Origin of the sequence: Pseudomonas sp. DE0157, assembly GCF_007678615.1 — a bacterium.
GTDB classification, from domain to species: Bacteria; Pseudomonadota; Gammaproteobacteria; order Pseudomonadales; family Pseudomonadaceae; genus Aquipseudomonas; species Aquipseudomonas parafulva_B.
The window spans coordinates 41,203-63,073 of the sequence record NZ_VEJN01000013.1 but is presented as its reverse complement, the minus strand read 5'-3'; the positions used below and the strand labels follow the sequence as shown (position 1 = coordinate 63,073).

Genomic DNA, 21,871 nt, shown 5'->3' with positions numbered 1-21,871 from the left:
GCGATGACAGCTGTTGTCACTTGGCCATAATGGCTCTGAATAAGTCCGAGTCCAACCAGCCCTGCAGCCAGCCACGCACCCGCGGGTAGGGGGCTGTGGCAAACCAGTCGGGCTGGACCGCGGCGAACTGCCGGATCAGCGGCAACAGTGCGGCGTCGGCGATACTTGGGTGCTTGGCCAGCAGGTAGGGTCGGCCGTGAAGCAGGTGCTCCAGGCGTTCCAACCAGTGTTGCGCAGCTTCGCGATAGTCGTGCTGTGAGTGCTGTGGATAGCGCTCGGCATACTTGTACAGGTTCACTTGGGCCTTGAAGGTGGTGTCGTTGACGGCAATCAGCGCTTCGGCTTGCTGCGCCGCTTCGGGCGAGCTCAACAGGCGCCAGTCTTGCGGGTCGTTCTGCGCCAGTGCCCAGCGCATGATATCCAGGCTTTCATCGAGCACCTGGTTCCCGGTGTCCAGCACCGGAACGGTGCCCTTGGGTGACAGCGCCAGCAGGGCGGCGGGCTTGTGTTTCATTGCCACCTCCTGCACGGTCACCTCACAGCCGGCATAGCGCAACGCGAGCCGGGCACGCATGGCCCAGGGGCAGCGGCGAAACGAATAGAGGATCAACCGCACACCTCGACGTCACTCAGGCCGTTGCCCAGACGCCGGACCTGAATTTGCACCGGTATGCGCTCGTGCATTTCCTGCACGTGGGAAATCACCGCGACCTTGCGACCCTGGGCCTGCAAGCCGTCCAACGCGTCCATGGCCAGTTGCAAGGACTCGGGGTCGAGGCTGCCGAAACCTTCGTCGATGAACAGCGACTCGATGCGCAACGTGCTCGATGCCATCGAGGCGAGCCCCAAGGCCAAAGCCAGGGAAACCAGGAAGGTCTCACCCCCTGACAGCGAGTGCACCGAGCGCAGTTCATCGCCCATTTCGGTGTCCAGTACCAGTAACCCCAGCGCACTGCCGCCGCGCTTGAGCCGATAGCGCCGCGCCAGTTGACGCAGCTGGGCATTGGCATGGTGCAACAGCAGATCGAGGTTGTAGCCTTGGGCGATCTTGCGGAACACATCGCCCGAGGCCGAGCCGATCAGGCCGCTGAGCCGAGCCCAGCGCTGCCACTGCTGACGGGCCTGCTCGATCTGCTCGGCCAGGGCCTGCGAGGCGTGCTGACGTCGCTGGTCATCGGCCTGTTGGGCCCGCAGTTCGGCGCAGGTCTGCTCGTGAACGACCAGACGCTCGCGCAGTTCGAGCAGCGCCTGGTCCACATCCTGGACCGAGGTGTCGAGCGTCATCAGCGCCGCGTGCTGGCGCAGGCGCTGCTCGCGCTCCTGAAGCAGCACACGGCTCTGCTCGAGGGCTTTTTCCGCGCCCTGCAGGCGCTGGCGCAGTTCACTGGCCTGGGTGTCGTCCATGGCCAGCAGGCGATCAAGCCCTGCATCGTCCAGCTCCGGGTGTGTGGCGCGCCACTGGGCGATCTGATCCTGCAGTTGCTCGGCTTCTTGCTCCAGCGCCTGCAACTGCTCGGTGCTGGCCTTCAGTTCACCGGCCACCTGCACAGCCTGGGTGTGCAGGCCTTGCAGGCGCTGGGCGAGGTCCGCTTCGACCGCGCGCGCTTGCTCCAGCGCGGCGTCCATGTGCTGTTGCCAGGCCTCGGCACTGCCGTGCTCGCCCAGTAACTGCGCGAGCATGGCCTGGGCATGCTCGCGCTGCTCCTCCAGGGCTTTGAGCTGCTGGTCACGCTGGGCGAGGCTTTGCACACGCACCTGCTGTTGATCGTGCAGTTTGTCCAGCTGGACCTGGCGAGCTTGCTGTTCTTCCAGCTCATCCTTGCGCTGGTCGAGCTGTTGCAGGCGCTGGGCGATCTGTTGGTCAAGGGCAAGAAACGCGTTGGCCGGATCGTCTCGCAGCGCCTTGAGCGCTTCGTCGGGCATGACCCCAGCCAAGTCCGCGAGCCCTTGCTGCAGGAGGCGCTCGTCGTTTTCCAGGGCCAGGTGTTGTTGCTCCAGGTGCCGCTGCGCTTGTTGGTGCGCGTCCTGGGCGGCTTGCAGTTGCTGGTTGAGACGCGCGGCCTCTTTCTGCAGGCTGAGCAAAGCCCGCTGGCGCTTTTCGTCGTTGCCGATCTCTGTATCCAGGCGCCGTAATTGGCCGTCGAGCCAACTGCTACGGGCATGGTCGTCCTGGGGCGCCAGAGCAGGCCAGAGGGCATGTTCATGAAGCTGCGCAACCAAAGGCTGCAACTGCTCGTCCAGCGCCGGCAGTTGTTGCTGAAAGTCCTTGAGCTGAGCATTGACCACCCCTAGCTGGGTGCGCAGCTCGACCAGGCGCGTGTTGAGCGCTGCCACCTGACGCTGGGCAGCCTCTTCTTCGGCCTGGTCATGTTCGCCCAGGCTTTGCAGCAACACCTCGGGCTGATGGAACGGGTGTTCGGCGCTGCCGCACACAGGGCAGGGCTCGCCGTCGCGCAGTTGCTCGCGCAGGGCTTGAACCGTGGTGTTGCGGGCCAGCCGCTGGCGCTCCAGCAGTTGACGCGTCAGGTTCAGCGCCTGCTCGGCGCTTTCCAGTTCAGCCTTGGCGGCGGTGCCTTCGCCAATCAGGCGCTGGCGCTCGACCATGGCGTGCTGCTGGCGATCACGCAGGGTGGCCTGTTGCTGACTCAACTCGAGCACGCGGGCGTGTACACGCGTCAATTGCTCCACGGCGCGATGCTGCTTGCGGTTGTCCTGCAGCATGCTGCCGAGCAGGTCAATCTGTTCTACCAGGGCGTCGGGCTGCGCCTTGGCTTCGCGGAATAGGGCGTCATGGGCGTCGCGCTCGGCCTGCAGGTGGGCAGTGGCCTGGCTGGCTTGAGCCTGCAGGCCGGGCAGTTCCTCGCGGCCTTTGCCCAGCCGGCCGCCGATCAGCATCACCTGCTTGAGCTGCGGCAGATAGGCATGCCACGCACCGGCCAGCCCGGCCAGGTGCTGGCTCTCGGCCAACGCCGTGTCGATCTGGGCCAGTTGCTGTTGACTGCGTTCTTGGCTGGCTTGCAGTTGCTGCAACTGCTGTTGGCCCTCAGCCACTTGATGTTCGGCCTGCTGGCTGTCGCTGCGCTGGACGGCCAGTTGCTGATCAAGGCGGGCCAGGTTGTCCTGAACCGTATAGGCTTGGCGCAGCAGCGGGCCGGCGTCGCTATGGGCGGCCTGGGCGGCGGTCAATGCAAGATGTGCTGTTTCCAACGCCTGCTGCTGCTCGGCTATCCGCTGTTGCAGCTCGGCGTGATGCCGGGTGTGTTCGGCAAGCCTGGCAATGATCGGCGCGCGCTGCGCCGCCAGTGCCTGCTGGCGGTGAAACTGATGGCGCTGCGGGGCAAGACGCTCCAGGCGCGCCAGGTCCAGGCGCGGCTCGGCCAAGGCTTGCCAGTCCTGCTCGGCAGCCTCCAGGGCAGTGCGGGCCTGCGCCTGCTGGGCTTGCAACTGGTCATGTTCGATCAACCCACTGCGCTGCTGCTCTAGCTGTCGCTCGCCAGCCTGGGCGGTTTTGAGCTCGCGTTGCGCCTGTTCCAGACGTTGGTCCAGGTCGGCGCGGGCATCCGCGGCCATGGGTAGCAGGTGGCTGGCTCGCTCTTTCAAGGCGGCATGCGCCTCGCCCGCCTCGCGTGCTCGGGCAAAGGCCCGTTGGCCCAGGCGCGAATAGATCGCGGTATTGGTCAGTTTTTCCAGCAGTTCGCTGCGTTCGCGGTCGTCGGCCTTGAGGAACGCCCCGAACTCGCTTTGCGCCAGCATCACGGCGCGGGTGAACTGTTCGAAGTTAAGGCCCAGGCGCGTCTCGATCAGCTGCTTGTATTCGTTCTTGCCGCTGCCCAGCACCTGCTCGCTGTCCAGGTCGTAGAAGCTCTGGCGGCTGAGCTGGAGCTTGCCGTTGGCCTTGTCGCGAGCACGGTTCGCCTCCCAGCGCGCCCGGTAGCGGCGCCCGTCGACGCCGACGAAATCCACCTCGGCAAAGCCACTGCCGGTACCGCGGCGCAACAGGTTGCGCGGGTCCGAAGTGGGGATCTCGCCATCGCCGTCCGGCACCTTGGCCTCACGGCCGATGTCATTCAGACGTGGCACCGTACCGAACAGCGCCAGGCACAGCGCGTCGAGCAGGGTGCTTTTACCCGCCCCGGTGGGGCCGGTGATGGCGAACAGACCCGCGCCTGCCAGGGGCTCCTGGGTGAAGTCGATATCGATCGGGCCCGCCAGCGATGCCAGGTTCTTCAGGCGAATGGCAAGAATCTTCATGGTTGCTCTTCTTCGTGCTGTACGTCCTGCAGCAGCAGGGCGAAATCGGCCAGCGTCTGCTCATCGGCAGGGTCGCCATAGGCTTGCGCCCAGGCACGGCTGAACAGGTCTTGCGGGGTCATCTGGGCCAATTCGACGAACGCCGGGCCTTCGTCGTCGGCCGTTCGGCCGGCGTACTCGGCACCAATGCGAATCAACCGCACGGCTTTGTCGTGCAGCGCGGTTTCGATCTGCTGGCGCAGGTCGGGCTGCGGCTCGTTCAGCACGACGCGCACCTCCAGCCAAGGCTGGCGGTTGGGGTCATCGAGCAGGTCCACCACGGGCAGGTCGGCCAGTTGCGTCAAGACCTCGTTCAGTGGGGCCGGCCCTATGCGTTGCAGCGGCACCGCACGCGGAACTGGGCGAGCCTCGACACTGGCCAGCGCCGCGCCGTCGAAAGTGACTTCCAGCACCTGGTGGGGGTAGTTGACCTCCGCGAACGACAACGGAATGGGCGACCCGCTGTAGCGGATACGGTCTTCGCGGTTGACCTTCTGGGGCTTGTGCAGGTGGCCCAGGGCAACGTAGCTGATGGCCTTGTCGAAGAGCTTGGCCGGCAATGCCTCGGCGTTGCCGATGATCAGGCTGCGCTCGGAGTCTTCGGAGACCGCACCGCCGGCCATGTGCGCATGGCTGATGGCGATCAGCGCCTGGTCCTTGCGCTGCCTGGCCTGGGCGGCGGCGATCAGTTGTTGGTGGACCCGCGTGATGCCTTGCAGGTAGTCGTCGCCCAGTTGCAGGCCGGTCACCTCCGCCGGCCGCAGGAACGGCAAGGCCAGGCACCAGGCGGTCACCTTGCCGCGCGCGTTGGTCAGCGGAATCAGCAGCCGCTCGACATCCAGTTGCCCATCGTCCAGCCAGTGCACGCGGCCCAGTGCATGGGTGCGCAGGCGGCGCATCAACGGCGCAGGCAGCTCGATGCGCGAGCCGGAGTCGTGGTTACCGGCGATCATCACGATATCCAGTTTCGGCTGCTGTTCGTGGGCCCTGACGATGAAATCGTACAATCGCTCCTGGGCTTTGACCGGCGGGTTGACGGTGTCGAAGACGTCGCCTGCGATCAACAGCGCATCAGGCTGGCGCAGGTGCAGTTGGCCGAGCAGCCAGTCGAGGAAGCAGGCGTGTTCGAAGTCGCGTTCCTGGCCATGGAGGCTTTGGCCCAGGTGCCAATCGGAAGTGTGAAACAGACGCATGGATGACCTGTGGGTATGAAGGTGCACGGGCGGGCAAGGGCGTTATGGTACCCCATGGACGCGGCGCTGTGCGGGCTGGTAAAGCCGGTCAGTACGCGGCGCGACGCCGGTCGACGATGTGCGGCGCTACCGGCTCACTTGGGGTACAGCGGTGGCAGGCTGCCGCTCTCGCCAGTGGGCAGCAGCACCTGTTCGGCCGGTGGAATGGTGCCGATCGCCCGCCACAGGTCTTCGCCTTGCCAGTGCTGGCCGCTTTCGCTGTACAGCGCACCGTTCAATCCATCCAGGGCGTCGGACAAGGGCACGAAGCGCGCTGCCATTTCGGCCAGGGTCTGCGGTTGTTGCCGCGCCCAGGCATCCAGGGCCTGGCGCGTGGCCTGGGGGTCGTTGGCCAGGCAGGCACGCTTGAGGTCGTCCAGCAGGGTCCGAGGGCTGGGCCCTGTCTGTGCCGCACGCAGCACCGCTGGCTGCGAACGGGCGCGCCACCACAGGGTGAAGCCCAGTAGCGTGGTCAACGCAAGCACAAGGGTCGCCACCTGCCAAGGCCACAGCAGCATGCTGCTGCCATTGCCCACTACCGGAGTCTCGGCCACCAGGGCGGGGTTGTCCTGCACGGTGATCGAGCGTGCAGGCAGGCCACTGTGCTCGAGGTGATCTTCGCGTGTGTTCCACCAGGTCACTTCCAGCGCAGGTAAGGCCAGCGGGCCGCTGTGGGTAGGGATGAGCGCCTCGCGTTCCTCGCGGGTGGCTGTCATGCCCCGTTCGCTGATCTCGTTGCGCAACAACGGCTGGTCGGGGTAGCGGCGCAGGCCGTTGGCCTCGGTGGGCGGCACTGGCGGCAACTGAGCACTGGACAGGCCTTCGGCGCGCAGGGTGACGGTGCGGGTCAACGAGTCGCCGATCTGGGTCTGCTGAGCGGCAGGATCGGGGCTCCAGCGTTCCTCCAAGGTCAGGCTATGCGCGGGCAGCCAGGGCAGTCCGGCTGGCCACTGGGCCGGGACGGGCCGTACCGTCAGGCGCAGCGGCAGTGAGCTGACCTGTATCTGGCGGCCGGCACGTCCAGCGCCGTTGCCGTTCTGCTCGGCCTGGCTGCTGGCCGCAGCCGTGGCGGTGAAGGTCAGTGAAGGAATGTCCAGGGTGCCGCTTTGCTGGGCATAGACCGCATAGCGCGTTTCGATCACGCCATGGCGCACACCCTGGATTTCCTTTTCGTAGGTGCGCGATTCGCCCAAGGGCTCGACCTTGGCGTTGTCCAGTTGCAGCGGGCTGAGGCTGCTGTCGTCATACAGCGCCACCGAATGGTAGATGCGCAGGGTCAGTACAGCCTGGGCCTGCACGTAGACATCGGTGCTGTCCAGGGTTGCCTCGATGAATACCTGGGCGTTGTCCTCGCGGTTGGCATCGGCTTGCAGCACTTGCAGGTCCACCGGCTGGCTGAACGACTGCCCCAGTTGCAGAGCAGGAATCTGCAGGCTGCCGCTGCGCCGGGGCAGGAGCGTGATGATCCAGCGGGTGCTGGCGCGGGTTTCGCCATCGAGGGTGTGCAAGCTATTCAGCTGCCGGGTGCTGCGCACCTCGAAGTCGCCTTCCAGGGCTCGCAGGTCAGGCTTGCCGAACTCGGTCACATCCTGGCTTTCGAGGGTCAGCTCCAGGCTCTCGCCGGCTTCCAGGCGGGTACGGTCGACACTGGCCTTGAGCGACGGCTCGGCATGAGCCAGCAGGTTCCAGAGCAGCATGAGGAGAAAGACGCCGCAGCGACTCATCGTGGGGTTTCCTGTTGCAATTGCTGTTCGTACCAGAATTTGCGCCGGAGCAACTGCGCGGGATTGTCGGGGATTTCTCGTAGCCATTGTTCAAGCGCCTGGCGTTGCTCGGCATCCAGCGCGGTGGTGACAGGCGTGTGGGGTGGTTCGACCACATCGTCATCCTCGCCTGGCGGGTTGCCAGGTGCACCCTGGTCACTGCCGTCGCCTTGCGCCGAGGCGCCGTCCCCCGCCTGCTCGTCGGAACCGGGCGCAGGCTCTGCCGGGCTGCCTTGTGCGCTGCTGTTCCCCTCGGTTTCACGGCCTGGCGAACTCTGGGCTTCGGTGCTGGCGGGCTGTTCGGCAGCTTTGCCCTGGCGCTGGGCCAGCATTTGCTCGACCAGGGCCTGATTGTCCAGCGCCGCCTGCAAGTCCGGCTGACGCTCCAGGGCTTGATCATACGCGTCCAGCGCTGCTTCCAGTTCACCACTGTACGCCAGGGCATTGCCGCGATTGTAGTGGGCGGCGGCGGTGTCCACCTGCAGAAAGGCCTCGGCGGCGCCGGCATAGTCGCCCGCCTGGTACAAGGCCATGCCCCGCCATTGGGGGTCACGGAAGCGGCCGGCGGCTTCGGCGGCTCGACCCTGTTCGAGCAAGCGCTGGCCTTGCTGGTCGGGGCGCAGCCACAGATCCTCGAGTTCGAACGCCTGGCCGGGCTGGGGCAGGGCGAGCAATAGGGGCAGGCAGAATAGCCAACCCCGCCGACCGGCACAGGCTGCCAGCAACAGCAATGGAATCAGCAGCCAGTACCCTTGGTCGGCCCAGCTGTCCAGTTGCAAGGTCTGGCCCTCGCTGCGTGTGCTGCGCGGGTTGTCGAACAGCCCGAGGCCGCGCAGGTCCAGGTCATCGATGCGGGCATGCCGGTAGCGCCCGCCGGTGCCGTTGATGAAGCCTCTAAGGGCTGCACTGTCCAGCCTTGGCAACAGGATCGCGCCCTGGTCATCCTTGAGAAATTCGCCGTTGGCCTGGCGCACTGGCGCTCCGTCACGGCTGCCGATGCCCAGCATCAGCAGGCTCGGACCATGGCGACCCAGTGCCTGGCTGATGCCTTGGCGCTCGGCGGCGCTGAGCGAGGACCCGACCAACAGCAATCGCCCCTGGCCAAGGCCGCTCTGGGCGAGCAGCGCCAAGCCCTTGTGCACGGCAAGGTCTGCCCGTTGGCCGGGCTTGGGCATGATCGAGGGGTCGAGCGCTTCGAGCAGGTTGCGGGTGGTGGCCAGGTCATCGGACAGCGGCACCAGGGTATGCGCCGACCCCGCGTAGACCACCAGTGCGGTCTGGCTGTCACGGCGGTGCTCAAGTACGTCGAGGACCTTGCGGCGCGCCTGCTCAAGGCGATTGGGCGGACTGTCCTCGGCCAGCATCTGCGGGGTCAGTTCCAGCAGAATGACCAGAGGGTCGGCAGGCCGCTGGTGGTTTTCCTCCACGCGTTGCCAACTCGGGCCCAGCAGGGCCAGCACCACCAGCAGCCAGGCCAGGCCCAGGGCTATCCAGGGTAGCTTGCTGGTGGCGCCGCTGCCGCCACCGAGCAGCACGTTGTGGAAGGCCGGGGGCAGGATCATTTGCCAACGCCCGGCGCGCCTGCGCCGGTGCCATAGCTTGAACAGCAACCAGCCGAGCACGGGCACGCTCAACAACCACAGCGGGCGTAGCCATTGGGGCCACAGATCAATCATCGCGGCCTCCTCAGGCGCAGGCGTTTGAGGCGCTGCCGCCATTGTGGGTGCGGTTGCAGAAAGCGCGGCTTGCGCAGCTGGCGCTGCAGCGGGTTGTCCGGCCACTGTTCGCTGATCACCAGCAGCACGCTCAGCAGCAACGCCAGGGCCAGCGGCCAGGCATACAGGGCCTTGGCGGTACGCGCCTGGGTCGGCTGCTGCGCCACAGGTTCCAGCCGGTCCAGCGTGTCGCCGATGGCGTCGAGTTCGGCGCCATCATGGGCGCGGAAATACGCGCCCTGGGTGGTCTCGGCGATTTCGCGCAAGGACGCTTCATCCAAGTCCAGGCTGGGGTTCAGGCCCAGCAGGCCAGGGGTGCCGGTGGCTTGCGGGTCGGCGCCAATGCCGATGGTGTAGATGCGCACGCCCTCCTGAGCGGCCAGACGGGCGGCGGTGAGGGGGTGGATCAGCCCGCCATTGTTGGCCCCGTCGGTGATCAGCACCAGTACCCGGCTCTGCGAGGGCCGCTGGCGCAGCCGCTTGACGGCCAGGCCGATGGCGTCGCCGATGGCGGTGTTCTTGCCGGCGATGCCGATCTGGGCTTCATCGAGGAAGGTGCGCACCGTGCGCCGGTCGAAGGTCAGCGGAGCCTGCAGGTAGGCCTGGCTGCCGAACAGGATCAGCCCCACTCGGTCACCTTCACGGTCCTGCAAAAAGTCGCCCAGCAGGGCCTTCACCAGGTCGAGCCGGCTGATGTCCTCGCCTTGCCACTGCATGTCCGGGAAGTCCATCGAGCCAGACACGTCCACCGCCACCAGTAGATCGCGCCCACTGGCTGCCACCGGCATCGGCTCGCCCAGCCATTGGGGGCGAGCGGCGGCGCACAGCAACAGCAGCCAGATCACGACGAACGGGGCCTGCTGGCGCCAGGTTGGCAGGTTCAGACGGGCGCGGCGCCCCGCCAGGCTTTCGAGCTCGTGCAGGAAGCCGACTTTCAGCACGGGCTCGCCACTGTCGGCGGCAGGCAGGACGAGCCGTGCCAGCCAAGGCAGGGGCAGCAAGGCGAATATCCACGGCCAGGCCAGTTCAAACATGCTTGCGAATCCAGGTTTCCACCGCCTGGCTGAGCCCGGCGATGGCCTTGTCGTCCAGGCGGCATTCGGGTTTGTAGGCCCCTTCGACCAACACCATCCAGCGGGTCAGGCCTGCCGCCGGGCAGCGGTTGTCAAGAAACGCCAGCCACTGCCGGCCATTGAGCGTGTGGCTGTTGGCCAAGGGGTAGTGACTGCGACACAGCCGTTTGAGCAGGGCGTTGATCTGCTGCAGCCAGGCGCCGGCAGGCGCTTTGTCATAAGGGCGGGGCAGGCGCGCCAGTTCCTCGAGGGCGGCCACGCGCACCGGGTCCAGCGGCTGCTCGGTGCGCGGCACCGGCCGTTTGCGGGGGCGCCAGTGACGCACGCGCCACAGGCCCCAGGCCAGCACGGGCACCAACGCCAGCAACAGCCACCAGCCAGGCGCCGGCGGCCATGGGCTGATCGGCGGGGGCGCGATCAATGGCTGCAACTGGTCAAGCGGGTTCATGAGGCGTTGCCCAGGCGTTGTGCGCTCAGGTAATCGCGCAATTGCTCGATCATCTCGCTTTGCGTGGTCAGGGGCATCAGCAGCACCCTGAGCTTTTGCGCCATCAATTCCCAGCGCTCGATGCGCGCCTCGGCCTGTTGCCGGTAGGCCTGGCGCAGCCCTTCGTCCAGCGTGTCCAGTTCCAGCTGCGCACCCCGTTGCGCGAACCTCAGCAAGCCGGCTGCCGGCAGGGCGTGGTCCAGTGGGTCCGATACCGGCATCAGCAACAGGTCGCAGTGACGGGAGAGCATGGCCAGGTGCTGTTCGCACTGGGGCGTCAACGAGCGCTCATCGCAAATCACGATGGCCAGGCTGCCAGGCCTCAATACTTCCCGCGCCCTGCGCAGCGCAAGGCCGAGGCTATCGGCCTGGGCCACGCCTTCGGTGTGCAGCGACTGGTTGACCTTGGCCAGGCGATTGAGCAGTTGCAGCAGGCTTTGCTTGCTGCGCCTGGGTTTGATCTCGTGGGGATCGTTGTCACCGAACACAAGCCCCCCGATCCGGTCGTTGTGCCCCAGCGCGGCCCAGCCGAACAGGGCAGCTGCCTGAGCCGCCAGTACCGACTTGAACACCAGCCCGGAGCCGAAGAACAGCCGCTGGCTCTGCTCAACGAGAATGAAGATCGGCCGCTCGCGTTCTTCGTGGAACAGCTTGGTGTGGGGCTCTTGGGTACGGGCAGTGACCCGCCAGTCGATATTGCGCACATCGTCACCGGCCTGGTACACCCGCACCTGATCGAAGTCCACACCCCGGCCCCGCAACTTGGAATGGTGGAGGCCCACCAGCGGGCTGCGTTGGCCGGGGTTGGAGAACAGTTGGATTTCGCGCACGCGGTGGCGCATGTCGATGAGTTCGGCAAGGGTGATGCGAATGCCGGGTTCGATCAGCGGGGCGCTGGACATGGGGTCAGGCAACGGCCACGACGTCAAGGATCCGCTGCACGACCCGGTCCTGGTCGACCCCCGCCGCCTCGGCTTCGAACGACAGGATGATGCGGTGGCGCAACACGTCGAACAGTACCGCCTGAATGTCCTCGGGGCTGACGAAATCGCGCCCGGCAAGCCACGCGTGGGCCCGTGCGCAGCGGTCCAGGGAAATCGAACCGCGCGGGCTGGCGCCGTAGGCAATCCAGTCGGCCAGTTCGTTGTCGAATTTGGCCGGCGTACGCGTGGCCATGACCAGTTGCACCAGGTACTCCTCCACCGCGTCCGCCATGTACAGACCGAGGATTTCCTTGCGTGCTGCGAAGATCGCCTGCTGGCTGACCCGCCGTTCGGGCTTGGTCTCACCCCCCAGCGCCTCGCCACGGGCCTGGGCCAGGATGCGGCGCTCCACGGCGGCGTCGGGGAAGCCGATCTTGACATGCATCAGGAAACGGTCGAGCTGCGCTTCGGGCAGGGGATAGGTGCCTTCCTGCTCGATCGGGTTCTGCGTGGCCATGACCAGGAACAGCGGCGACAGGTCGTAGGTACTGCGCCCCACACTGACCTGACGCTCGGCCATGGCTTCGAGCAGCGCCGATTGCACCTTCGCCGGCGCCCGGTTGATTTCGTCCGCCAGCACCAGGTTGTGAAAGATCGGCCCCTGCTGGAACACGAAGCTCCCCGTCTCGGGCCGATAGATCTCGGTGCCTGTTATGTCGGCGGGCAGCAGGTCAGGGGTGAACTGGATACGGTGAAATTGCGCCTCGATGCCCTCGGCCAGTTCCTTGATGGCCTTGGTCTTGGCCAGGCCCGGTGCACCTTCCACCAGCATGTGGCCATCGGCCAACAGCACGATCAGCAGCCGCTCGACCAGCTTTTCCTGGCCAAGGATCTGGGAAGAGAGAAAGGTGCGCAGCGCGATCAGCGCCTCACGGTGTTCCATCGGCGACGGTTCCTGATAGAGGACCAGGCGGCTGATGGCAGCGGCCCGGCAAGGGTTGATACTTTAATCCATCCGAGGGGGTGGCGACCAATGGCGGCTTGGAAATTTATCCATCCTCGGCTGCCTGGCACCCGGAAATGTCCTGCCCGATGATCGCCATTGCCTGATGGTTCGGCATCGTGCCGTGGCGCTTGCTTGTGCTTTTCAGCCAGGCAGGTAGCACTACAATGCAGACGCACATCACCGGGAGCCACAGGGCAGACGCCATCGAAATACGTCTGGGCCTATTCTTCGACGGCACGGGCAACAATCAGCACAACACCACGCTATCGCACGGCAAGGGTGCAAGTTATGGCAATGCCTTGAGCAACGTCGCACTGCTGCATGACCTCTATGCGCAGCAACCAGAAGGCGATGGGCAGCGCGTCGTGCTCAAGCACTATGTCCAGGGGATTGGCACCCAGGCTGGGGAAGCCGATGACATCTATGCATCGGCCACCGGTCGCGGGCGTACGGGCATCGAGGCGCGTGTGGAGCAAGCGCTGGCCGATATCGCCCCGCTGTTGCGCGACTGGCAGCAAGGCCATCGGCAAACGCGCATCGAGCGGATAAGTGTGGACCTGTTCGGTTTCAGCCGCGGTGCAGCGGCGGCCAGGCATATGGCCAATGTGTTGCGCAACGAGCCCGCGCGTTTGTTTCCACACTGCCCGATCGTCATCCATTTCATCGGCTTGTTCGACACGGTGGCAGCCATCGTTGCACCCCTGCAAGGGGATTTCGACCCCGCCGATACCCGTCAGGGTGGGCTGCAGCTCGGGTTGCCCGAAGGCATTGCCAACCATGTCGTGCAACTGGTGGCCGGGGATGAGCAGCGCCACAACTTTCCCCTGATAGGCAGTGGGCACGACATCGTGCTACCGGGTGTGCATTCGAATATCGGTGGTGGCTATCAGGATGTGGTCGACGAAGACGTGCTGCTGTGCAAGCCCCAGTCCCAGCGGGTAGCGGCTGGGGTGCCTGCACAACAGACCGGCGTCTACACAGCCGTCGCCGCATTGATGGTCACCGCGTTCAAGGACCTTGGCCAACCGCCTGCGCGGGTGGTTAGTTGGGAACATCCTGTGCCTGGTGGGGAGCCCCGTGAACCGCAGAAACAGGTTTATGCCGCCATCGGTCGAAGGCGACAGGTAGCCGGGCAGCTGTCACGGGTCTACTTGAGCATCATGCGCGAGTACGCAGCGCGCGCGGGCGTGCCCTTTGCACCGCTGGGCTGGCACAGGCAGCACGCTGTACCGGAGGAGCTGCGTGGCATCAGCGACAAGTTGCATGCCTATGCGTTGGGGGCCTGCCCATCGCTGGAACTGACCGAGCCGGAGCAAACCCTATTGCGCCAGCGCTACATCCATACCTCGGCGCACTGGAATGCCGTCAAGGGCATGCGCAGCAGTTCACTGGACGTGCTGTTCATCGACCGGCCGGGCGTAGCGGGGCGGGTGGTGCATCCTAATCCTGTCTAGGGTGTTCGGGTGCAGAGTGGGGCTGCCTTGCACCAAATCCGTAGGCTATCGGGTTTTCCGGGGGGGCAGCTTAGCCGCGATGGGCCGCAAAGTGGCTCCCCGACATTCTCGGCTGCAAAGCTGAAATATTGGGGCCGCTTCGCGCCCATTGCGGTCAGTCCGGCCCCCCGGCAAGCCCGCTCCCACAAAGAATCCCTCACACCTCGGTATCCTGAGCCCTGCACGCTATCGATCACAGCGATAACCACTATCGAGCGGCCGGCCTCTCGCCTGGCAGCCCTTGCTCTTATACTCGCGGCCTGATTTAGCCTCTCGTGCGCCTGTCTCAGGCGCCCTGTCATGGAAGTGTGCACAATGCCAAGCGTCAGCCCGGCCCCTCGTGGTCTGCCCGAACACCAACAGCAAAGCCTGCTCCAGCAGTGGCTGGCCATTCTCTCCGTGGCCGTGGGCGCGTTCGCCCTGGTGACCAGCGAGTTTCTCCCAGTAGGCGTGCTGAACGACGTCGCCAACGATCTGGGCATCAGCGCAGGGCTTGCCGGGCTGATGGTCACCTTGCCCGGCATCATGGCGGCCCTGGCGGCGCCGACCATTTCTGTCGGTGTCGGCAACCTGGACCGGCGCTACCTGCTGATTGGCCTGACCCTGATCATGATCCTGGCCAACGCCATCGTCGCCTTTGCCGGTAACTTCCACCTGTTGCTGCTCGGGCGCGTGCTGCTGGGGGTGAGTATCGGTGGCTTCTGGGCGACCGCCATCGCCTTGAGCAGCCGCCTGGCGCCCGAGGGCGTCGGGGTGGCCAAGGCCAATTCGATCATCATGGCCGGCGTCACCCTGGCCACGGTCATCGGCGTGCCGGTGGGTACCTGGCTCAGCGGGTTGATGGGCTGGCGGATGACGTTCCTGGTCACCGCTGTGGTAGGGGTGCCGGTACTGCTGGCGCAGGTCATGCTGCTGCCCCGGTTGATGCCGGAAAAGGCGATCCGCATCAGCGACCTGCCGGCGTTGTTCATCAACCCGCAAGCGCGCGTGGGCCTGATTGCCGTGTTGCTGATCGGCCTGGCGCATTTCGCGGCCTACACCTACGTGGCCCCTTTCTTCAAGCAAAGCGCCGGCTTCGATGGCCCAACCATTGGCTCATTGCTGCTGCTCTACGGTGTGGCAGGCTTCATGGGCAACATCTTCGCCGGCTTTGCGGCCAACCGCAGTGTGCGGCATACCCTGCTGCTGGTGGCATTGCTGATAGCCACCAGCACGGCGCTGTTCCCGCACTTTGCCACTGGCATGACGGGCGCTGCCATGCTGATCGCGTTATGGGGCTTTGCCTTCGGGGCGTTTCCTGCCTGCGCGAACATCTGGATGTTCGTGGTCGCGCCCAAGGATGTGGAACGGGGCATGCCGCTGTTCGTGGCCATGTTCCAGGTCATCATCGCCGTGGGCTCGTTCTTCGGTGGTCAGGTGGTCGATCACTTGGGCACCGGCGTGCTGCTGAGTGCGGCCACGGCACTGGTAGGTTGCGGTTTCGTGACGGTGCTGGTGCTCGGGCGCAGTGTCAGCAATGCGATGGTCAGCCAGCCGGGTTGAGCCTGGCAATGATCGACCCGCGTCTGGGCGGTGTGGGGGGATTGGAATGAACGCGGCGCACCGACTAAGGGTCGCATGTTCACACCCTCCAAGAAGGAAACCTGCAATGAAAGCGATGACTCGACTGTTCACTGGCCTGGCCCTGGTTGGCGCGATGGGCGCTTCTGTTGCCTGGGCCGATCAGCCCGGCGCCGACTGGAAAGTGAACAAGGATCAGGCCGAAGCTGCCCTCAAAGGCGCCGGTTACACCCAGATCACCAAGATCGAAGCCGATGACGGTCACTGGGAAGGCGAGGGGATGAAAGCTGACGGCAAGCAGTACGAGTTCAAGGTCGACCCGCACGATGGCCGTATCGTCAAGGATGAACTGGATAACTGAGTTCAGCCTGCATTCAAAGCCCATCAGGCCCACGCAACAGCGTGGGCCTGATGCATTGGGTCAGCGGCGCAGCAGGCGCGAGACTACCATGGCCAGCGCGGCACCGATGGCTACAGCTGCAAACGGCTTTTCCTTGACGAACGACGAGACGCAGTTCACGGCATCACCGTAAGTCTTGGTCACCTGGCCGGCAGCCTGACGGCCTTCGCCTTCGGCTTCCAGGGCCGGATCGTCGATCAGACGACCTACAGCGCTCTGGGCTTTACCGGCAATGTTCTCTGCTACACCTTCGATCTGTTCGCGTTTCATGGTTCGGTCATCCTTTCGCTAACGGGATTGGTTAAATAGCAAAAGGTTAGGGCTTTAGCGCCGCCCATTGGTTCCAACGAAAGCGGTCCCAACTACTGCCGCCCCGTGCACCTGCCGCTGCTACGTGCCCTCACGCACATGCCGTTCCAGGATCCTCGGCCCGCTGCCTTCCTCGCCCAATACATCCTGTGGGTTACGTAGCGGGCATTGCTCCAGCGACAGGCAGCCGCAGCCGATGCAGTTGTCCAGGTTGTCGCGCAACGCCTGGAGCAGACGGATGCGCTGGTTCAGGTCTTCTCGCCACGCGCTGGACATTTCGCCCCACTGAGCCGCCGTGAGCTTGCTGTTGGGCGGGTAGCGCCCCAGCGCCTGCTTGATGTCATCCAGGGCAATACCGGTACGCTGGGCCACCTTGATGATCGCCAGGGTGCGCAGCACCAGCGACGGATAGCGGCGTTGGTTGCCAGCTGTGCGCGTGCTGGCGATCAAACCTTTGCTTTCATAGAAATGCAGTGCCGATACTGCGATACCGCTGCGGCGAGCCACCTCACCTACGGTAAGCATCCGTGTCGAATCTGCTGCCATGCGGGTCGATCTCCAATGAGTGGCTGTGGTGCGTCAGAACGCTGGGGGGAAAGCAGCGGCGCTGGCGGGCATGCGGTCGCGGCGTAGCTGGTTGACCAGGCTGTAGCGATCAGCGGGGTAAAGGTTTTCGCAGACCGCCATCAGGTCGCCGTTTTCCTCGCGGTAGTGGCGCACCACGCACAGCGCCGGTGAACCCGGCTCGGCACTCAATACCTGTGCCTGTTGCAGGGTGAGCGACTGTGCCTGAATGTGCTGGTCGATCACCGCGATGACTCGCCCGTAATGCTGCTCGATCAGGCGGGCAATCAACTGCTCGGGATGTGCCTGGGCCAGCTCGATCACCTGCACGTAGTCGGATTGGGCATAGACGGCGCTTGCACACAGCGCCAAGGCGTGCCCGGCAGAGGTACGGTGCAGCGCCTCGATGCAGAAGTACTGTTCCCCTGGCACCAGTCCCAGGCGCTCGGCCTCTTCAGGGGCGGCCACGAATTGGCGGATATCGCGAATCTGACGCAAGGGTGCCTGAAGATGATGGGAGAGCTCTGCCAGGTTCGTGATCGATTGCCGGTAGCCAATCTGGGGGTGGCGCGCCTGGACACGTGTCCCAACGCGCTTGCGCCGGGACACCAGGCCCAGGCTCTGTAACTGCTCGACCGCCGCGCGAACCGTGTGCCGGCTTACACCATACAGCGCGCACAGCTCCATTTCAGTGGGCAACAGGCCCCCGACCGGGTAGCGGCTGCTGGCGATTGCCTCGATCAAGTCCTTGGCCACGGTGGCATAGCGGGCTTGGTGCATGGGTCGAACCTGTCTGGATGTTGTACAAAGGCGCCAGTGTACCAGCCGTCGGTCGCTCCCGAGCCAAGCTCCCCTCCATGGCCTCATTGCCCCTTGTGCGACCTCAGTAGCAACGCTGCCACCGCACAGCCGAGCAACGCCAGGCAGGCCAGGTAGAACGCATCGCTGTAGGCCATCAGGTAGGCTTCGCGGCCGATGGTGCCCGACAAACCTTCGAGCCACTGCTGTGAGTGCCAGAGCCATGTCTGCACGGTCGGGTCCAGGCGCGCGTGCAGCTGCGGCTCGAACACGGTCACGTGCTCATGGATGCGCGCACTGTGCAGGCGTTCGCGTGTGGCCACCAGTTGGGTCAGGCCGGCCGTGCCGATGGCGCCACCCAAGTTACGCAGCATCGAGAACACCGCCGAGGCGGACCCGGCCTCGCGCTTGTCCAGCCCGGCCACTGCCAGCACGGACAACGCGACCATGATGAAAGGCTGGCCGATGCCCCGCACCACGGTGGAAGGGATGATCACATTGTCGGCACTGTCAGCAGTCAGGCTGGCGCCCATCCAGCAGCCCAGCGCCATGATCAGGAACCCGCTGGCCACCATGAACTTTGCGCTGGTCCACCTCATCAGGCGCGGCATCAACGGCGCCAGCAGCAGCTGCACGAGCCCGTAGGCGATCAACGCCACACCCACGTCCCGTGCACTGAAGCCCTGCAGTTGCGACAGGTAGTTGGGCACCAGAAACACCAGCCCGAAGGTGGCCGCGCCGAATATGAACATCGCCAGGCTGGCCACGCCGAAGTTGTAACGGCCCAGCAACCGCAAGTTGATGAACGCGCGGGGGCCGAACAGCTGGGCCGTCACGAACAGCACCAGGGCCAATACCGACACCACGGTCATGCCGGTGATGAACGAAGACCCGAACCAATCCAACCGGCCGCCTTCTTCCAGCACGATCTGCAGCCCGCCCAGGCCGATTACCATGGCGGCGATGCCCAGCCAGTCACCGTGGCGCAGCAGCTGCAACTTCATCGGCCTGGCCTCGATGGACCAGGCAATGGCGCACAGCAACGCGATACCAGGAAACAGCTGCAGGTAGAAGATCCAGCGCCAGGAATAGGCATCGGTCAACCAGCCGCCGATCGAAGGGCCTGCGGCCTGCGCCACGCTGTTGGCCAGGCTGAACAAGGCCATGCCCATGGCCATCCGGCTGGCTGGCAATTCGGTGATGATCAGCTGGAACGACAGCGGAATCAGGACGGCGCCGGCGGCGCCCTGAATTACCCGGATCACGATCATGGTTTCAAGGTTCGGCGCCCACGAACAGGCCACCGACGCGATCAGAAAGACCAGCGAGCCCGTCCACATCACCCGGCGCAGGGAGAACACCTCCACCAGCCAGGCCGTCAGGGGGATCATCACGATCTCTGCCACCAGGTAGGCGGTGGATATCCATGAGCCTTCCTCGAAGCTGGCGCCTAGCGAGCCGCGTATCTCGGGCAGTGCGGCGCTGGTGACGTGCACGTTCATTCCGGCCATGAAACAGCCGAACAGCCCGCCCAGCACGGCCACCCAGGCGCGCAGGGATACCGGTTGTTCAGCGCGCATCGGCAGGCTCCGACGTGCGCGTGTCGACGGTGGTTACCACCGACATGCCGGGCAGTATCTGCGGCCCGTTTGCGGGCAGGTCGAGCAGGATGCCCACCGGAAAACGCTGGACGATCTTGGTGAAGTTGCCCGTGGCATTGTCCGACGGCAGCAGCGCGAAGACATTACCCGAGGCCGGCGAGAAGCTTGCCACGTGACCTTTGAATGCATGGCCAGGGAAACTGTCTACCTGAACCTGCACAGGCTGCCCTGGGCGCATCCGAGCCAACTGGGTTTCCTTGTAGTTGGCCACGACATAGGCTTGCGCCACCGGCACCACCGCCAGCAACGGCTGGCCTGGCGCCACGTATTGCCCTGCACGCACGCGGCGTTGGCCCACTACGCCTGCCACCGGGGCGCGCAGTACGGTGTCTTGAGCGTCCTGTTCGGCCAGCCGGCGTTCGGCGCTGGCGCTTTCGAAGGCGGCCTGGCGCTGCTGCAAGTCGGCCTCGGCCTGGGCAGCGCCGGCCTTGGCCATCCGTTGCTGTGCCTGTTGTTCACGCCATGCTGCCTTGGCCCCTTGCTCGACAGCCTTGGCCTGGTTGGCGGCGGCCAGCGCCTGCTCCAGCCGTTGGGTCGTGGCGGCCTCATCGCGTACCAAGCCCTGGTAGCGCTGCAGGTCCAGCTGGCTGCGACGACGTTCGGCGCTGGCACTGTGCACGGCGGCTTCGGCCTTGAGGGTTGCTTGGGCCTGCTGCTCGATGCGCTGCACGGCCAGCTCGCGGTGAGCCTGCGCCGCGTCTATGGCCGCCTGCGCCTGGCGTTCGGCAGCGCGCGCGCGATCCCTGCGAGCCTGGTAATCGCGATCCTGCAACCGCACCAGCACAGCGCCGGCTTGAACCGGCTGGTCATCTTCGACCTCTACCGTCGCCACATAGCCTGCCACGCGCGAACTCAATGCCACCCAATCGGCGCGGATGTAGGCGTCATCGGTACTTTCCAGGTAGCGCCCGGTGGTGAACCAGTAGCCAGCAAGGGCCAGTAGCGCCAGCACGCCCAGGCCTGCGCCGCCGATATAGACCAACCGCCGTCGTGTGCGAATGGTTGCATGCTCGGTAGTCGGGGTTGGGGTGGGCGTTTCTACAGCAGCGTTCATGGTGGGGTTCCATTGTCGAGTGGAGGCAGTTGCGCTTTGCGAGCGGTGGGCGTTGGGTGGTGAGCGGTGCCTGGGGCGTGGCGGATTCACCATCCCCCGCCCAGTGCGCGAAACAGGTCGATCTGCGCCCTGGCCACCTTGCCGCGCGGCTCGAGGAGCTGGTCATGCAGGGCAATCAGCTCGCGCTCGCTGTCAAGCAGGGCCAGCCCGTCCTGGGTGCCCGCACGGTAGCTGGCCTCTGCCAGGGCGAAGCCACGCTGGCTGTGCTCAAGCGCGGCCTGCAGCGAAGACAGGTGCTGCTGCTCACCGGCATGACGGGCCAAGGCCTGGCGCACATCCTTCAGGGCCTTGAGCGCGACGCTGCGATAGTGAGCGCGCTGGGCCTGCTGCAAAGCCTGGGCCTTGCCCAACCGGGCACGATTGGCTTGCAGGTTGGGAAATTCCCAGCTGATCAGCGGGCCGACGCCGAACGTGATGGCGCGGCTGGCACCCAGGCCATTGACGTGGCGATCAGCACTAGCCAGCTGGGCGCCAAAGCGAACCTTGGGGTACAGGTCGGCGCGCACGATGTCCGTTTCCAGGCCGGCGGCTTGCAACGCTCGTTCAGCCTGGCGTACGTCGGGGCGCCGCTCGAGCAGGTGCCAGCCATCGCCTGTGGGCAGCGCTGCCGTAAGCGAAGGGATGGCAGCGCAGGGTTGGGTGTGATCGACCGTGACCTCACCCGCCAGCGTGCTCAGCTCGAACAGTGCCACCTGGCGCCGCGCCTCGAAAACGGGTATCCGGGCGCGAACCTGCTCACGCAGGCCAAGCAGCCGCTCACCGTCCAGCGCCGTAGCGATGCCGGCCTGACGCTGGCGGTCGCTCAACAGCAGGCTGCGATCAAGGGTGTGTAGGGCTTGCCTGGCTTGACTCAGGCGAGCGGTGTAGACGCATTGTTCGATGTAGGCACGGCTGGTCTGGGCTGCCACCTGCAGCCCCACGGCATCGTGTGCGGCGGCCGCGGCCTGCGCTTGCGCCTTGGCGCGATCGATTTGGGCTTGCACCTGCCCCCACAGGTCCACCTGATAGGCCAGCTCCATGCCCGGATTGAACTGCCAAGAGGAAGTAGCTCGGCTGTCACGGGCCTGGGCCAGGGTCTGATCGTCACTGTCCCTGCCGTAGGTCGCAGCAATGCCCAGCGAGGTGGCAGGCAGGCGCTGCGCCTGGAACTCGCCAATGCCGGCCAGCAGTGCGCGCACGTTGGCTTGAGCCTGAGCCAGGTCCTGGTTATTGGCCAATGCGCGCTCCACCCAGTACTCGAGTTGCGGGTCCTGGTACAGCTGCCACCAGCGCCCGGGTAAAGGCTGTGCGCTAACCCCGGCCTGGGTCTCGGTCAAAGGGTTGACCCGCATGGCCGCAGGGGGCTGTTCGCAGACGACAGGGTGCGTGCAACCTGCCAGCAGGCCGAACGTCAGCACAGTGCAAAGGCGTACGGGGGAGGGGATCATCGACAAAGTGGGCATCATGAACATCGCTTGGCAGTCATGATGCAACGTTAACGAGA

18 protein-coding genes are annotated in these 21,871 nt (G+C 65.3%); 3 read left to right on the top strand and 15 right to left on the bottom strand.

Annotation, left to right across the window (positions count from 1 at the left end):
• Positions 1–16: 16 nt before the first annotated feature.
• The 9 genes from FS777_RS16150 to FS777_RS16110 form a co-directional block, all read right to left on the bottom strand.
• Complete coding sequence (locus FS777_RS16150; protein WP_145256388.1) at positions 17–610, bottom strand: glutathione S-transferase; 594 nt, start codon at positions 608–610, stop codon at positions 17–19.
• Positions 607–4,251 (bottom strand): AAA family ATPase, encoded by a 3,645-nt coding sequence (locus FS777_RS16145; RefSeq protein WP_145256385.1) that lies wholly within the window; start codon positions 4,249–4,251, stop codon positions 607–609. The genes FS777_RS16150 and FS777_RS16145 overlap by 4 nt, the downstream gene beginning before the upstream one ends.
• Complete coding sequence (locus FS777_RS16140; protein WP_145256382.1) at positions 4,248–5,483, bottom strand: exonuclease SbcCD subunit D C-terminal domain-containing protein; 1,236 nt, start codon at positions 5,481–5,483, stop codon at positions 4,248–4,250. The genes FS777_RS16145 and FS777_RS16140 overlap by 4 nt, the downstream gene beginning before the upstream one ends.
• 134 nt (positions 5,484–5,617) lie before the next feature.
• The gene (locus FS777_RS16135) at positions 5,618–7,246 is read right to left on the bottom strand and encodes a BatD family protein (protein WP_058637652.1); all 1,629 of its coding nucleotides are present in this window, start codon (positions 7,244–7,246) and stop codon (positions 5,618–5,620) included.
• On the bottom strand, positions 7,243–8,961 hold the full coding sequence (locus tag FS777_RS16130; RefSeq protein ID WP_058637651.1) for a tetratricopeptide repeat protein: 1,719 nt from the start codon (positions 8,959–8,961) through the stop codon (positions 7,243–7,245). Before FS777_RS16130 ends, FS777_RS16135 begins: the two co-directional genes overlap by 4 nt.
• Positions 8,958–10,034 (bottom strand): VWA domain-containing protein, encoded by a 1,077-nt coding sequence (locus tag FS777_RS16125; protein WP_078478242.1) that lies wholly within the window; start codon positions 10,032–10,034, stop codon positions 8,958–8,960. Before FS777_RS16125 ends, FS777_RS16130 begins: the two co-directional genes overlap by 4 nt.
• Positions 10,027–10,521: a DUF4381 domain-containing protein gene (locus FS777_RS16120; protein ID WP_058637649.1), complete on the bottom strand. Its 495-nt coding sequence runs from the start codon at positions 10,519–10,521 to the stop codon at positions 10,027–10,029. Before FS777_RS16120 ends, FS777_RS16125 begins: the two co-directional genes overlap by 8 nt.
• A complete protein-coding gene (locus FS777_RS16115) occupies positions 10,518–11,462 on the bottom strand; it encodes a DUF58 domain-containing protein (RefSeq protein WP_078479398.1) in 945 nt (314 codons plus the stop codon). The genes FS777_RS16120 and FS777_RS16115 overlap by 4 nt, the downstream gene beginning before the upstream one ends.
• Positions 11,463–11,466: 4 nt before the next feature.
• The gene (locus tag FS777_RS16110; protein ID WP_023533720.1) at positions 11,467–12,426 is read right to left on the bottom strand and encodes a MoxR family ATPase; all 960 of its coding nucleotides are present in this window, start codon (positions 12,424–12,426) and stop codon (positions 11,467–11,469) included.
• Between the two features lie 227 nt (positions 12,427–12,653).
• Between FS777_RS16110 and FS777_RS16105 the strand changes: the two genes are divergently transcribed.
• The 3 genes from FS777_RS16105 to FS777_RS16095 all read left to right on the top strand — a co-directional run bounded on the left by FS777_RS16105 (position 12,654) and on the right by FS777_RS16095 (position 15,903).
• Positions 12,654–13,943 carry a DUF2235 domain-containing protein gene (locus tag FS777_RS16105; RefSeq protein ID WP_145256379.1) on the top strand — a complete coding sequence of 430 codons (1,290 nt, stop codon included), beginning with the start codon at positions 12,654–12,656 and terminating at the stop codon, positions 13,941–13,943.
• A 354-nt stretch (positions 13,944–14,297) separates the two neighbouring features.
• Positions 14,298–15,524, top strand: coding sequence for an MFS transporter (locus tag FS777_RS16100; protein ID WP_058604510.1), 1,227 nt, complete (start codon positions 14,298–14,300; stop codon positions 15,522–15,524).
• A 106-nt stretch (positions 15,525–15,630) separates the two neighbouring features.
• Entirely contained in the window at positions 15,631–15,903 is a 273-nt protein-coding gene (locus FS777_RS16095) for a PepSY domain-containing protein (RefSeq protein WP_023533665.1), read from the top strand.
• Between the two features lie 60 nt (positions 15,904–15,963).
• On the opposite strand, the gene FS777_RS16090 is transcribed toward FS777_RS16095, so the two are convergent.
• From FS777_RS16090 to FS777_RS16065, 6 genes are all read right to left on the bottom strand, one after another.
• Positions 15,964–16,212, bottom strand: coding sequence for a CsbD family protein (locus FS777_RS16090; protein WP_023533700.1), 249 nt, complete (start codon positions 16,210–16,212; stop codon positions 15,964–15,966).
• A gap of 120 nt (positions 16,213–16,332) precedes the next feature.
• Complete coding sequence (gene soxR, locus FS777_RS16085) at positions 16,333–16,797, bottom strand: redox-sensitive transcriptional activator SoxR (RefSeq protein ID WP_058604511.1); 465 nt, start codon at positions 16,795–16,797, stop codon at positions 16,333–16,335.
• 33 nt (positions 16,798–16,830) lie between these two features.
• On the bottom strand, positions 16,831–17,595 hold the full coding sequence (locus tag FS777_RS16080) for a GntR family transcriptional regulator (RefSeq protein ID WP_058637647.1): 765 nt from the start codon (positions 17,593–17,595) through the stop codon (positions 16,831–16,833).
• Between the two features lie 83 nt (positions 17,596–17,678).
• On the bottom strand, positions 17,679–19,193 hold the full coding sequence (locus FS777_RS16075; RefSeq protein WP_145256376.1) for an MDR family MFS transporter: 1,515 nt from the start codon (positions 19,191–19,193) through the stop codon (positions 17,679–17,681).
• Positions 19,183–20,328 (bottom strand): HlyD family secretion protein, encoded by a 1,146-nt coding sequence (locus tag FS777_RS16070; RefSeq protein WP_145256373.1) that lies wholly within the window; start codon positions 20,326–20,328, stop codon positions 19,183–19,185. The genes FS777_RS16075 and FS777_RS16070 overlap by 11 nt, the downstream gene beginning before the upstream one ends.
• An 86-nt stretch (positions 20,329–20,414) precedes the next feature.
• Positions 20,415–21,830 (bottom strand): efflux transporter outer membrane subunit, encoded by a 1,416-nt coding sequence (locus tag FS777_RS16065; protein WP_372239222.1) that lies wholly within the window; start codon positions 21,828–21,830, stop codon positions 20,415–20,417.
• Positions 21,831–21,871: the final 41 nt, after the last annotated feature.